This window comes from Dyadobacter sp. CY343, assembly GCF_021390335.1.
Lineage (GTDB): Bacteria > Bacteroidota > Bacteroidia > Cytophagales > Spirosomataceae > Dyadobacter.
The window spans coordinates 479,312-494,669 of record NZ_JAJUXK010000005.1 but is presented as its reverse complement, the minus strand read 5'-3'; the positions used below and the strand labels follow the sequence as shown (position 1 = coordinate 494,669).

The 15,358-nt window shown below is 47.9% G+C and carries 6 protein-coding genes; 4 read left to right on the top strand and 2 right to left on the bottom strand.

The features are described 5' to 3' along the window. Positions 1 to 74 precede the first annotated feature (74 nt). Positions 75 to 4,043: a two-component regulator propeller domain-containing protein gene (locus LZG94_RS19645; protein WP_233793494.1), complete on the bottom strand. Its 3,969-nt coding sequence runs from the start codon at positions 4,041 to 4,043 to the stop codon at positions 75 to 77. A gap of 249 nt (positions 4,044 to 4,292) precedes the next feature. On the opposite strand from LZG94_RS19645, the gene LZG94_RS19640 reads away from it, so the two are divergent. From LZG94_RS19640 to LZG94_RS19625, 4 genes are all read left to right on the top strand, one after another. Continuing rightward, entirely contained in the window at positions 4,293 to 7,307 is a 3,015-nt protein-coding gene (locus LZG94_RS19640) for a SusC/RagA family TonB-linked outer membrane protein (RefSeq protein ID WP_233793493.1), read from the top strand. Between the two features lie 18 nt (positions 7,308 to 7,325). Further along, entirely contained in the window at positions 7,326 to 9,053 is a 1,728-nt protein-coding gene (locus tag LZG94_RS19635; protein WP_233793492.1) for a RagB/SusD family nutrient uptake outer membrane protein, read from the top strand. Between the two features lie 11 nt (positions 9,054 to 9,064). Further along, positions 9,065 to 12,088 (top strand): PA14 domain-containing protein, encoded by a 3,024-nt coding sequence (locus LZG94_RS19630; protein ID WP_233793491.1) that lies wholly within the window; start codon positions 9,065 to 9,067, stop codon positions 12,086 to 12,088. A 233-nt stretch (positions 12,089 to 12,321) separates the two neighbouring features. After that, positions 12,322 to 13,878 (top strand): carbon-nitrogen hydrolase family protein, encoded by a 1,557-nt coding sequence (locus tag LZG94_RS19625; protein WP_215231594.1) that lies wholly within the window; start codon positions 12,322 to 12,324, stop codon positions 13,876 to 13,878. Between the two features lie 72 nt (positions 13,879 to 13,950). On the opposite strand, the gene gdhA is transcribed toward LZG94_RS19625, so the two are convergent. After that, entirely contained in the window at positions 13,951 to 15,288 is a 1,338-nt protein-coding gene (gene gdhA / locus LZG94_RS19620) for an NADP-specific glutamate dehydrogenase (RefSeq protein ID WP_310589879.1), read from the bottom strand. Positions 15,289 to 15,358 lie beyond the last annotated feature (70 nt).

Here is a 15,358-nt window from a genome sequence, read left to right as displayed (position 1 = left end):
TGAACTTGCAAGATCTCACCCTCATATAATGCTGCTGAACCTACCTGGCAGCAAACCGAAATAAGCAGGGTTCCCTACCCTTCTTCCCTGAGCTTTGAGATATAACTGGATGGACTCATTCCGAACTGTTTCTGAAAATCCCGTGAAAAGTTGGTAGGCACGCTGTATCCTACCATATCGGCCACTTCATTGATCTTATACTTATTCTCGGCCAGCAGTTCGGCGGCACGTTTCAGGCGTGAAAGGTTGATCAGTTCATTGGGCGTCATATCTGAGATTCCTTTGATCTTGCGATATAAGGTTGGCCGGCTCATGTTCATCATGGAAGAAAGCAGGTCCACATCCAGGTTACTATCCGAAATGCGTCGAAAAATGATTGCATTCAGCTTTTCGAGAAAATTTTTATCTGCGGTGGAAAAAGCGATTCCTTTGATGTGGGTCAGCGGGGAGCGGGCGAAATATTCTTTGATGATATTCCTGTTATTGATCAGATTGGTGATCTGTGCGGCGAGGTGTTCGAAGGAAAACGGTTTTTCAATGTAAGCATCCGCGCCCACTTCCAGCCCTTCTATTTTCGAGTTGATGGAATTTTTAGCCGTCAGCAAAATCACCGGAATGTGGCTGAACTGCACGTCGTGCTTCACCCGGCGGCAAAGCTCGATCCCGTCCATAACCGGCATCATAATATCGCTGATCACCAGTTGCACATTGTCCCGCTGCATCACCTCTATCGCCTGCTGCCCATCGAGTGCGCGCATCACATGGTACGACGAGCTCAGCTCCCGGCTCAGGTAGTTGAGGATCTCAACATTATCCTCCACCAAAAGTATCACCGGCCTATCCGGATCCGCAGCTTCATTTACCTCCTCGTCATTAACATAATCCGCCTGTTCCGTCACATGCTCGCCTTTGAGATCCATTTCATAATCCTGGTGAATAGGCAGCGAAAGCAGGAATGTATTCAGCTGAGCCTCCTGGCGCTTCATTTCCAGTTTTCCTTTGTGCAGCTCCGCCAGCGAGCGTGCAAGCGGCAGCCCAATACCTGTTCCCTGCTGCTTTTGCGTGGATTCCATGCGAAAGAAAGGTTCAAAAATTTTCTCCCGGTCTTCCTCCTTCACCAAAAATCCATCGTTGCTGAATTCGATGTGAAATAGCAGGTCGTCACTGTTAAACGGCAGCAGTTTCACGCGGATCAGGCTGTCCGCATATTTGATCGCATTACTGATCAGGTTGCTGATTATTTTCTTGCAAGCTTCATGGTCAACATAAGCCTGCAAGGCAATGCGCGGCAGCTCGATCTTATAGGTGATATTCTTTTGATCCGCCGCCAGTTTGAATGTAGCAAATACGTCGCCGAGCAGCTCATTAATATCTGTTTTGGTAAAATTCAGGCTAAAATTATTCGCCTCTGCTTTTCTGAAATCGAGCAGCTGGTTGGTTAAATCAATAAGGCGGTTGGCATTTTTATCGATCATAGTCAGGTTTTCAAATGTCTCCGTATTGGCCTGCTCGCCGGACAGCAGTTTGTCCAGCGGCATTTTGATCAGCGTCAGCGGGGTCCTTATTTCATGGGCAACGTTTGTAAAAAAATCGATCTTGGCATTATAGATCTCCCGTTCCTTGGCAATCTCCATCGCTCCAATTTCGCGCTTGCTCTTCTCGCCCATCGCCAGGTGGTAGTACCGGAAAACCACAACGGCAATCCCCGTCACAATGCACCCGTAAAGCAGGTAAGCCCACACAGTAGCCCACCAGGGAGGCAGAATGTCAATATTCAGCCGCGTTTCCCGGCTATTCCAGACCTGGTCGTTATTCGCTCCCTTTACTCTCAACACATAATGCCCGGGCGGTAGTTTTGAAAACGAGATTTTTCTGCTACCGCTTAATGTAAACCACTGCTGATCAAGTCCCTCCATTTTGTATTGATAGCTATTCATCTCAGGAATGACATAACTGAGCGCAGCCACATCGAAACTGAGGCTCGACCGGTCGTAAGGCAGCCGGATCGAACTTGTGTAAACGGGCGATTCGGCCAGCGGTGAATCCTTGCCGCCAATGCGCAGCTCCTGATTGTTGGCCTGAATGCCGGTGACGTATACAGGTGGTACGTAAGTGTTTTTGTTAAATGACCCAGGTTTGAAGCTGACCAGCCCGGCCACTGTGCCGAAGAACAAGGTACCGTCGTCATTTTTGAATGCAGAATTATAATTGAACTGCTCGCTCGGCAGCCCGTTTGCTTCATTGTAATTCCTGAAAGTGCCGGTCTTCGGATCCAGCATCGCCAGGCCGCGCGAAGTGGAGATCCAGAAATTACCCATACTATCTTCCAGAATCCGAAAGACCTGGTTATCAGGTAGTCCATCCTCAATACGATAGTTTTTAAATTTTCGCGTAACCGGATTATATCTGGAAAGTCCGTGCTCGGTACAAAACCACATATCGCCGCTTTTGCTCTGGTAGAGGCTGTTAATGTAGTTATCCGGCAGCCCGTTTTTCTTGCTGGCGTCGTACTGTATCCTTCCTTTTTTCCCGGTTTTTGGGTTAAAATAAAAAATCCCGCCACCGTAGCTCGCTACCCAGAGTGTTCCTTCCCTATCCTCGTGAATGCTCTGCACCTGCGTATTCACAAAGGTCAGCGGTGTAAAATCGTCGGTTTTACGGTTGTACTTAAATAATCCGGACCAGGTACCGACGAGAATTTCGTTTGCTCTTGTTTTATAAAGCGTCACTACAAAATTACTGCCGAATGTATTGGGCATGCTGGTGCTGTAATGCCTGATTACCTTGTTAGTTCTCAGGTCCATTACATCCAGTCCGTGCTCGTAAGTCCCGATCCAGAGTTCGTTCCCATCGGCCACGAGCCCGTGCAGATTGCGGTAGGAAATGCTGCCCTTTTTACCATCGGGCAGAAACGATTTGAATTTGCCCGTTTGCGGATCCAGCTGGTTCAGACCCGCATCCTCAGTCCCGATCCAGAGCTTGCCGTACTGGTCTTTCGTAATTTCATGGATCAGGCTGCCGCTGATGCTGTTGCCCGGCTGAGGGAAATATTTCTGAAATCGGTTAAACTCCGACGAATAGTAATTCACCCCGCCAAACTGTGTAGTAATCCAGATACCGCCCTCCCGATCCTTGAAAATCGCATTGATGATATTATCCGTGATCGAATAGGCATTATACCTTTCCTTCACGATCTGCTTCATTTTTTTCTTTTTCAGATCGAGAATAAAAAGCCCGGATTCCGAGCCGAGCCAGTATTCATTTTTACCATTTTCGAAAAAAGTATGGATGTAGATATCCTGTTTCTGTCCCCCCTGCTCCGAAATATCTGTGATCTCGTCCGTGCGGTAATTAAAAAGCAGGATCCGTTTCATATTCCCGATCAGCAGCGTAGAATCAGAAACCGAGTGCAGCCGCATATTTGAAAAAATCTCATTGACGCGGCCCGAAAGGTCGAATTTGGCTACCCGGCCCGTTTCGGGCTGGTACCGCCGAATCACGCCATTGCTGAAAGAGGCCCACGCGCTCCCGCTCGAAGAAATGTGGACAGAAACCGTATTCGCCGCGTCGGGAAGTGCTGTAACCGTATTTTTTTTAGGATCGAAACGGTATAGCTGGTTGTCCGAAATAATCCATACCCCGCCTTGCCTGTCGCCGCGTACCAGGCGTACTTCCCCCGCCGGAATCATTTTGAAAGCGGAAAATTGATCTGAAATAGGATTATACAGATAAACGCCTTTGTGAGTCCCGATCCAGAGTTTTTCATTTCCATCCTCATAAAGTGAAAAAACCGAGTTACTTCCCAGGCTGGTGGAATCCTCTTCTTTGCTCCTGAAAATCTTGAAAGAATTCCCGTCAAAACGGTTGAGCCCGTTGCGGCTGGCGACCCAGATAAAACCCTTTTTATCCTGGATAATATCGGTAGTCGCATTACCCGAAAGTCCGTCGGAAACCGTGTAGTTTTTGAAATAGTAAGGCGCATCCTGACCCAGGGAGGTCAGACCGTAAAACAGGCAGCATAAGATTACAAGCAACTTTTTCACTCGGGCAATGGAACGGATCCGGGCAATTGGCCGGCGTTTTTCAGTTGAACATTTTTATAAATATATCCCTGTTAAATCATCGGTAATTCATAAATCTCATAGTTGAGACATTTTGATCTGAAATTGAGACTCAACGATCATTTAATTAATCTGTAAAGCAGGAAATTCGCACCACTTAAAATAAGTCCAATAAATTAATCAGATAGTAACAAGTCCGGACCTCAACAATCCGCTTAAACAACAATTTTGATGAACAATAATTTGTACAAAATGGCGCAAGCTGCTAAATGGCAAATGCGGAGGAGCTGGTCTGCAAGGACAGCGATCGCAATGCTTTTCGGCGTACTTGTGGCCATGTCCGGGGTAGCTCAGGCACAGACCGGCACCTCAATTTCTGGTAAAATTTCCGATAAACAAGGCGCTTTGCCGGGTGTTTCGGTTGTCGAGAAAGGCACAGGCAATGGAACTACCACCGATGCGGAGGGTAAGTTCACATTGCAGCTTCCTGCGGGAGCCAAAACAATCACGGTTTCAAGCGTGGGCTATGTAGCTCAGGATGTAGATGTAACAAACAAGTCGAATGTGGAAATCACATTGACGGAAGATCAAAAAACCCTTAATGAAGTGGTCGTGATCGGATACGGATCTTTGAATAAAAGAGAAGTTTCGAGCGCGATCACGCACCTTTCTTCCAAAGACCTGCTGCGCGTGGGTGGTAACAACCCGATGATGGCGATTCAGGGCAAGGTAGCAGGGCTTACCGTGACCAATACCTCCACGGCCGATCCAAACTCCTCGCCTAATATCCAGCTTCGCGGTGCATCCTCACGCAGCGCGGGTCTCGGACCATTGTTTGTCGTGAACGGTATTCCGGGTGGTAACATTGACAACATCAACCAGAACGAGATCGAATCCATCGACGTGCTGAAAGGCGGCGCGGCTTCGGCTATTTATGGTACACGCGGAAGCAACGGGGTAATTGTGATCACCACCAAAAAAGGCTCTGCCGAGCCGCGTTTATTCTACGACGGTTACACTACATTTGACTATCTGGCCAATGAGCTTTCAGTGCTTTCCAAAGATGAATTCCTGGCTAATAAGCGGGGTTTTGATTTTGGAGGAAATACCAACTGGCTGAAAGAAGTAAGCCGCCAGCCTTCGTTCTCCCACAAGCATACTTTGCAATTTTCGGGCGGAAGCGGGCAGACAAACTACTTTACATCCGTGGATTACCGCGATGCAAATGGTATTGACCTGCGCTCGGGTAAAAGAGAATACGGTGGCCGGGTGAATATCAATCATACCACAGCCAATAATCTTCTGGCACTTACATTCAGTGTAGCTCCTCGGTATGCAAAGATCAGTGAGGCTGATTATAGCGCATTCAACTACGCATTGACGCTCAATCCGACAATATCTGTGTTTGATTCTACCGGCAAATACAGCTACATTAATTCTGGCTTTTTCGCTAACAACCCGGTGGAGAATGCAAAAATGGTTGTTCGGGACCGCGAGCGCAAGTCACTGGATCTGAATGGATCAATTAAGCTGAATATTCTCGAAAACCTGAACACGACACTGACTTTCGGAGAGGTAAGTTCTTCTTATCGTCTGATGGATTTTACGCCTTCCAACATCACACCGGTAATCAACGGTACCGGACGGAATTCGGCGTCGCAGCGGCTGGAAGAGAACGATCAGAAAAGTCTGGAATGGTTGGGAAATTATTTCCTTGACCGCGGCAAACATTCAGTGAAACTGCTTGCCGGTTATTCTTATCAGTATTTCGTTTCCTCCGGATTCAACGCGGGCAATGAAAATTTCCCTTCCAATGTATTGACCTATAATGGACTGGGAACAGGATTATGGAACCTGGAAAAAGGGATCAACGGCGTAGGTTCTTACAAAAACAGCTCGAAGCTAATCGCGTTTTTCGGACGTGTGAACTATGATTTTGACCAAAAATATTACCTGTCTGCCAGTCTTCGCAGAGAAGGTTCTTCCAAATTCGGTTATGACAATAAATGGGGATATTTCCCGGCAGCGTCGTTTGCATGGCGACTGACGCAGGAGAACTTCATGAAAGGTCTACCCTGGCTGAATGAGCTGAAACTGCGTGCGGATTATGGTGAAACGGGTAACCAGGATTTTGGCAACTACCTCTCCCTGGATACCTACGGAGGCTACGGATATTATCCTTACAACGGAAGCTCCTACCAGGTGTGGGGACCAAGCCAGAACACCAACTACAATCTGCGCTGGGAAAAGTCGGCCAACTTCAACGTAGGTGTTGACTTTGAGCTATTTAGCAGTAAAATCACAGGTAGCGCCAACTACTATGTGCGGACGAACAAGGATCTTTTGGGTAACTATAATGTTGCCAACCCACCAAATATCCAGGGACAAACATTTGCGAACGTCGGTACCATGCGCAATACGGGCGTGGAATTACAATTGAGTGCGGCTGTGGTCAACAAAGGCGCTTTCAGCTATAACGCTTCACTTACCGGTGCATTTAATAACAATAAATTTGTCTCGTTTTCTAATAACCTCTTCAAAGGTCAGAGCTACATCGACGTAGTGGGGATGCCTGCGCCGGGAAGTCCGGGAACATTGCAGCGTTTGCAGGAAGACAGACGGATCGGTAGCTTCTACGCATTGAAATCGGCTGGCGTAAATGATGATGGTGCATTGCTGGTGTATAACAAAAATGGTGAGATCGTACCTGCGAATGAGGCCAACAACGACGACAAGCAGTTTATCGGCAACGGGCTTCCAAAGTTTACGGCTGGTTTAACTAACAATTTCACTTACAAGAACTGGGACCTGAGCGTGTTCCTGCGCGGTGCATTTGGGTATAAACTGTTCAATACCTATGCATTCTATCTGGGTACACCTGCTGCACAGCAAAATGCGAACATGCTGACCTCAGCTATTGACGGTGGCAAATATTCGAAACTGACGAGTACTGCAACGTATTCCTCCTTGTCGGATTACTTTTTGGAACCAGGCGGATTCTTGAAAATAGACAACATCACGCTGAGCTATACGCAGCCGATCAAATCGAAATTCATGCAATCGGCGCGCATTTATGCTACTACCCGTAACCTGGCGACATTCACCAAGTTTACCGGCGGTGATCCCGACCTGATCCAGATCAACGGATTGTATCCGGGCGTAAATACCAACTCGGATAACAATGGTACGCTGAACTATTATCCGTCGACAACACAGCTGTTGCTGGGATTACAACTTACATTCTAATATTCTGATTTAGAAAAAATGAAAAGGAATCGAATTTCAAAATATATACTCAGGTTTGCTGCCTGCGCACTGCTTTCGGTGACGGCGGGCTGTACCAACCTGGACGAAGAACTATACGACCGGATCACTTCCGAAAACTTCCTGCAAACACGGCAAGACGTGATCCGCGACTTTCTAAGGGCATTCGAGCATAGCTACTGGAGCATTCAGGGCGGCAGTACATTTATGCTGCAGGAAAACAGCTCCGACGAAATGATGACCATCAACCGTCAGGGCGACTGGTTTGACGGCGGGCAGTTCCAGCGCGTGCATTACCACACCTGGACTCCGCAGGACGGTTTTACAAGCGATGCGTGGAATGCGCTTTACGGCGGTGTGACACTGGCAACCAACTCACTGGAAGATCTGGAAGGTATTACCGACCCTACCAAGTTCGAAATGACCCGCGAAGAACTTGACGGTATGATCGCGGAGCTGAAAGTACTTCGGGCCTGGCTGAACATTCGTTTGCTGGATTTTTACCGCAACATTGTGATCGTAACGAAAGTAAAAGGTCAGACAACTGGTGGGGACCAGGTTCCGCCGCAGGAAGCATTTGCATTCATCGAGCAGGAATTGAAAGATGCGCTTCCGAAACTGCCTACCAATACGACATTGGGTGATAATGTTACGGGACGCTGGACGCAGGGTGGCGCAGCATCGCTTTTGGTTCGTTTGTATCTAAATGCAAAAGTGTACACCGGCACCGATCGTTTTGCCGATTGTGCGAAAATTGCGCAGGAGATTATCGATGGAAAATATGGCAGCTACGCGCTGGAAAGCCGCTGGGACGCGCCATTTGATTACACGAACCCGACTTCGAAAGAAACGATTTTCGGCTTCCCGGGAAGTTTCGCGCAAACGCACTGGCAATATGACGGTGGTATGTATTTCTGGATGCTGCCTAACCTGGCGCCAAGCTATTTCGGGTTCACCGATTTTGGTAATGCCAACCCGAAGTATGCAATGCAGCCCGGCCGCGACGTGGATAGTGTAGAATACAACTTTACTTTGGGAAAACCATTTATTAAATTCCAGAAGTACAAGGATGATGTACGTTTGAAAAAATACAAAAACCTGGGTAACAGTCAGCGCGAGGGAATGTTCCTGTACGGGTATTTACCTTACACGAATGCGCAGGGAAAGGCGGATACTGTAAGAGGTTTCAAAGGTCCGTACCCGCTGTTTTTGCGTGATCAGGTTGGTAAGTTTCTGGATGCAAAACCAGGTACCAAAATCGCCGACAAGGTTTCGAACATGAACAATGGGGACAATAACTCAGGTTTGTATCCGGTGAAGTACCCGTACTACCCAAGCAGTGACCCTAACAAGATTTCTTCGGCTTATGCGGAGGTTCGTTTTGCGGAGATCTATTATTCTCTGGCTGAATGCAAATATAGAGCGGGCGACAAAGCAGGTGCGGCTGTATTGCTGAATGCAGTTCGCAAACGCAACTACCCTACTGGTTCCCCAAGTCTTTACAAAGCCGACGGAAGCCAGCTGACCGACCAGGAAATGCTTGACGAATGGATGCGCGAGTTTTTGGCAGAAGGAAGAAGAAGAACAGATTTGATTCGCTGGGGCGTGTTCAATACCGGCACCTGGTGGGACAAGAAACCGGATGCGGACAACCACACGGAGATTTTCCCGATCGGACAAAATGTACTGAACTCTTCGCCTCAATTGAAGCAAAATCCTGGTTACTAAAACATATCTAGATGAAATTTCAAAAGCCAAGTCTGGCCGGGCCACGTCTGGCTGTGCTGAGTACCGCAATTGTATTTGCGGTACTTGGCTCGGCCTATCGAGGCCCGGCCACTACTTTTATTACACCAAAACAGGTCGTTTCGGACGTAGAACGGCCACGCGAAGCCTGGGTACTGCGTTCCGTACTTGACGGCAGGCCGCGTATTCTCAGCATTGCATTGCACGACAATCTCTGGCTGGCTTACAATACCAAAACAGCCGCTTTGTACAAAGCCTGGGCTGGTAAGATCAACTTCGGCGGGCCGGTTTACACCTCCTCTCACGGCCCACAGCCGGTTTCTTCCGGCATTACTTACATGGAAGAACCCGATGAAAATCCCTGGCGGATTACGGTTGACGGAAAGGAAGTTACGCCCGAGATCAGCTACAAAGGCCACACGATTTTGAACAATCAGGTGAGATTGAAATACGACCTGGAATACCAGGGCAAAAGAATTTCAGTGGAAGAAAGGCCTGAATTTTTTGATGCGGGAAATGGTAAAGCAGGTTTTGAACGTGCATTTACCGTTTCCAATGCGCCGGCCGGCATAACATTGTCGCTGAATGTGCATTTGAATTCACTTACAACTACCACCGACTACAAAACGGACGGAAAGTTTACTGTGACCAATCAGCGCGATGAAAATGTAGACAATCAGTCTTTCAAAGCCATTGACGGAAAACTGGCGCTTAATACACAGGGTAAAACGACATTCTCGGTTAACCTGACCAAAAAACCGGCGCAGGCAGAAGCAACCCAGAAGGAAAGCAAAGCCGATATGGTAGCCGGACTTTTTGCAAAAAGCGACTGCAATACCTGTCACAACCAGGATGTAAAAACGGTGGGCCCTGCCTACAAAGCAATCGCGGAACGTTACGAAAACAACGATCAGAACAAAAATGCATTGGTTACCAAGGTGATCAAAGGCGGCGCGGGTAACTGGGGGCAAATCGCGATGTCGCCGCACCCGGACCTGAAAAAAGAGGATGCCGAAACAATGGTAACCTACATATTGGAATTGGATGCAGAAAAGGAAAGAGCGCAGGCAGCAAGTAAGCTAATGCCCAAACCCTCCTACCCGATCGCATTGAAAGCGGTGAATCCAACTCAGGTCGCCAGCGCAACCGAAAAACCAGGCATTGCAGTGAACATTTATCAGTTTGCCAGCGGCATTGGTAGCGTGCCTGAGATCAATGACGAAATGCTTCCTGTAAAATCAGGCTCTATCAATGCATTGCATCTGGACGAAGGAGATTTTGGCGATCTGAAAGACAATTTCGCGATTTACGCAAGTGGTTATATCAACATCAAAAAGACTACCAACATTGTTTTCCGGTTGGTTTGCGACGATGGCGGCAAGCTTTTTATTGACAACAAATTGGTAGCCGACAATGGCGTAAACCACGGTTTGCAACCTACTGACGCGGAAATCATCCTGAAACCGGGCAAACATCCATTCAAAGTTGAGTATTATCAAGGCTCATTTGGTAAAGGACTTTCATTGCAATGGAGACCTTACGGCAGCAAAGAATTTACGGTGGTACCACCTTCTGTTTTTACCTTTAAAGGAGCGGATATTAAAAGAACCGGGCAGACTGCGATCGAGGTCAAAAAGACCGATATTCCTGGCGACCAATCTCCGCTGGTAGCAGTGCACCCAAGCTTTACATTGTCTCAGGCACGGCCCGATAACTTCCAGCCAAGAGTAGGTGGAATGGATTTTCTGGCGGATGGAAGAATGGTGGTAAGTACCTGGGATTCGCTGGGCTCTGTGTACATTGTTGATGGCCGGAAAGCGGCTTCTCCAAATGACATTAAAGTAAAACGCATTGCCTACGGACTCGCTGAGCCGCTCGGCTTGAAAGTGGTCGACGATGAAATTTACGTCATGCAAAAGCAGGAGCTGACCAAGCTGGTGGATTTGAACAAAGACGAGCTGATCGACGAGTATCAAACCATCTGCAACGGCTGGAAAGTCTCTGCCAACTTCCACGAATTTGCATTTGGGCTGGTGTACAAAGACGGCTACTTCTACGGAACGTTGGCCACGGCCATTAACCCGGGCGGCGCAAGTACAAAACCGCAAATCCCTGACCGCGGGAAAGTGGTGAAGATCTCCAAAAAAGACGGTTCGTTTACATTCGCAGCATCAGGTCTGCGTACCCCAAATGGAATCGGATTGGGCGTAGACGATGAGATTTTCATTGCCGATAACCAGGGCGACTGGCTACCTGCAAACAAGATCATTCACTTGCAGGAAGGTGTGTGGTACGGCTCGCGCTCAGTGGATTTTGAAGGTACTGCCAACAAAAAAGAAGCGCCGCCGGTAGTTTGGCTGACGCAGGATGAGATAGGAAACTCGCCAAGCCAGCCTGCAAAACTGAATGTTGGTCCATACAAAAATCAGATGATCCACGGGGATGTGACGCACGGCGGTATTAAACGCGTATTTGCCGAAAAAGTGAATGGCGCCTACCAGGGAGTCGTTTTCCGGTTTACCCAAGGATTGGAAGCAGGTGTTAACCGCCTGGCCTGGGGTCCTGATGGTTCACTTTACATTGGCGGCGTAGGTTCGACAGGAAACTGGGGACATACCGGCAAGCTGGGTTATGGTTTGCAAAAGCTGACTTTCAACAACAAAGCAGCCTTCGAAATGCTGGCTGTTAGCGCCAAGTCCGACGGTTTGGAGATTGAATTTACTGAGCCTTTGAAAAAAGGTGTTGGCGAGAAAGCGTCCGATTACGGAATCCGTCAATGGTGGTTTAAACCAACCGGCGATTACGGCGGACCGAAACTTGACGAAGAAAATCTGGCTGTAAAATCAGTAAGAGTATCATCTGACCGCAAGAAAGTAACCTTGCAGCTGGCGGGAATGAAAGCCAAACACGTGGTTTACATTCATTTGAACAGAAACACAGTGGTAAGCCAGAACGGCGAAACGCTGTGGAGCACCGAAGCCTGGTACAATATGAACCAGCTACCCGGTAACATGTAGCTTCACCGGGCGGCCGTAAAATATGATGTGATTGACGAAAGCCGGACAGAAGAAATAATATATTAACGTCGACAATTGGTACCTTTGCGTGAAATTGAAATCGATCAAACCCTGCGAAAATTGATTTGCAGGGTTTTGTTTTTTCAGGAACAGACCATTTAAATCAACCAGCTATCACAAAATCAGTCCCCGGCCTGAACATGAACGAGACAGGCAAACCGGAGCAAAATACCATGGAACCAAACAAAGACAACAAGACAATTGAGAATATCGAGCTGGTATTTTTGAAGCCCGAAGACTACCAGGAGATCAAGGAAATGATGATCGAGACCTATTCCAGCATGCCCGACGCGTATTGGAAAGAACATCATATCAAAACACTGACCAACATTTTTCATGAAGGCCAGGTGGGTATCAGAGTCGATAATGAGCTGGCGGGCTGCGCATTATCAATCATAGTGGATTACGAAAAAGTCGACTCCAAACATACTTACAAGGCGATAACGGGCAATTACAGTTTTAATACCCACACCGACAAAGGCGATATTCTTTACGGGATCGATGTATTCATTCGTCCCAAATACCGCGGACTTCGGTTAGGCAGGCGCTTGTATGATTACAGGAAAGAGCTTTGCGAGAAACTTAATCTGAAAGGGATCGTATTCGGAGGCCGGATCCCGAATTACCACCAGTATTCACATTCAATTTCCCCAAAAGAATATATTGAAAAAGTGAGAAACAAGGATATTCACGATCCTGTCCTCAACTTTCAATTATCTAACGATTTCCACCCGGCGAGGATATTGCAGGGATATCTGGAAGGCGATAAAGATTCGAATGAATACGCAGTGCTGCTTGAATGGGACAACGTTTATTACGAGAAAATCTCGGATCAGGCCGCATTTAAAAAGTCGATTATCCGGTTAGGACTGATACAATGGCAGATGCGATTGTACAGCGATTTCGACGAACTGATGCAGCAGGTGGAATATTTCGTGGATGCAGTATCGGGTTACCGGTGTGATTTCGCCTTGTTCCCCGAGTTTTTCAATGCGCCGCTGATGTCGGACTATAACCATCTTGCAGAGCCGGACGCGATCCGAAAGCTGGCAGAATTTACAGAAAAGATCGTCAACCGCTTTTCTGAGCTGGCGATCTCCTACAATATCAATATCATTACCGGGAGCATGCCGGAGGTGGTTGGAAACAGTCTGTACAATGTGGGCTACCTGTGCAAAAGGGACGGCGGGGTAGAACGGTTTGAAAAGTTGCACGTTACGCCCGATGAAGCCAAAGTGTGGGGAATGCAGGGCGGCAACAGCCTGAAAACCTTCAATACCGACTGCGGGAAAATAGGAATTCTGATTTGCTACGACGTAGAATTTCCCGAACTAAGCCGCATTCTGGCCGACGAAGGAATGAATATCCTTTTTGTGCCATTTTTGACAGACACCCAAAACGGGTATTCGCGAGTAAGGAACTGTGCCCAGGCGCGGGCGATCGAAAATGAATGTTACGTGGCCATTGCAGGCAGCGTGGGCAACTTGCCAAAAGTGCATAACATGGATATTCAATACGCCCAGTCTATGGTATTTACGCCCTGCGACTTTTCGTTTCCTACCAATGGAATCAAAGCCGAAGCGACACCAAATACAGAAATGATCCTGATCGCAGACGTCGATATTGATATGCTGCGGGAACTGAATCAGTTTGGAAGTGTAAGGAACCTGAAAGACCGGCGGACCGATATTTATTCCATCATGCGTAGAATTGAGGGGCAGGATAAGTAAGGACGCTGCAAAATTAACATAAACAACCCCGGTTACGCCTTCGATCGAAAGTGCAGCCGGGGTTGTTGTTATTTACACCAATCCCTGCGCCAGCATAGCGTCAGCTACTCTTACAAAGCCACCTATATTGGCGCCTTGCAAATAGCTGATGCGGCCGTCGGGCTTGCGTCCGTAACGCAGGCAGGTTGAATGGATATTTAAAATAATCTCGTGTAATTTCCTGTCTACCTCCTCGCGGGACCAGGATAAGCGGAGCGAATTTTGTGACATTTCCAATCCTGAAACGGCCACGCCGCCTGCATTTGCGGCTTTTCCCGGCGCATACAGAATATCATTATTCTCAAATACCTCGATCGCTTCGGGCGTGCAGGGCATATTCGCGCCTTCTGCGACACAATAACAGCCGTTTTTGATCAACAGCTGCGCATCTTTTGCGTCAAGTTCGTTCTGTGTGGCATTCGGCAGGGCAATATCACATGGAACTTCCCAAGGCGTTTTTCCGGAAACAAACTCACAGCCGAACTTCTCTGCATACGAGTTGATCCGCCCGCGCTCTTCATTTTTCAAATGCATGATGTAGGCAAATTTTTCCGCATCGATCCCATTCTCGTCGTAGATATAACCCGATGAATCAGAAAGCGTTACGACTTTGGCACCCAGCTCAATGCACTTTTCGAGGGTGTACTGTGCCACGTTGCCCGATCCGGAAATGACTACCCTTTTTCCTTTGATACTGTCGCGGCGCTGTTTCAGCATTTGCTCCACAAAGTAAACAACGCCATAGCCCGTCGCTTCCGGGCGGATCAGGCTTCCGCCGTAGCTTGCACCTTTGCCGGTTAAGACGCCGGTAAACTCGTTTTTAAGTCGTTTATATTGACCAAACAAAAAGCCGATCTCCCTCGCTCCTACCCCGATATCGCCCGCAGGAACATCGTTATCTGAGCTGATATGACGGAAAAGTTCGGTCATGAAGCTTTGGCAAAAGAACATAACCTCCCGGTCCGACCGCCCTTTCGGATCAAAATCAGCGCCTCCCTTTCCGCCTCCCATTGGAAGCTGGGTCAGGCTGTTCTTGAAGATTTGCTCGAAAGCAAGGAATTTCAGTGTACCGAGATTTACGGAAGGATGGAAACGCAAACCGCCTTTGTAAGGTCCGATTGCACTATTCATCTGCACACGGTAACCCCGGTTAATCTCCACTTCGCCCAGATCGTTCATCCAGGGAACCCTGAAAATGATGACGCGCTCAGGCTCCGCAATACGTTCCAGAATTTTCGCTTTCCGGTAATGCGGTTTATCCTCAATAAATGGAATAATAGTATCGGCGACCTCCCGGACAGCCTGGTGAAACTCATTTTCACCCGGATTCCGATCGATGATCCGGGTCATAAAAGATTGTACTGAAGTCACTGTTGGTGTGGTTAGTAATACAAAAGGTCTCTCGTTAGTAGTGGTGTCAGAATATTCAAAGTTAAGAATT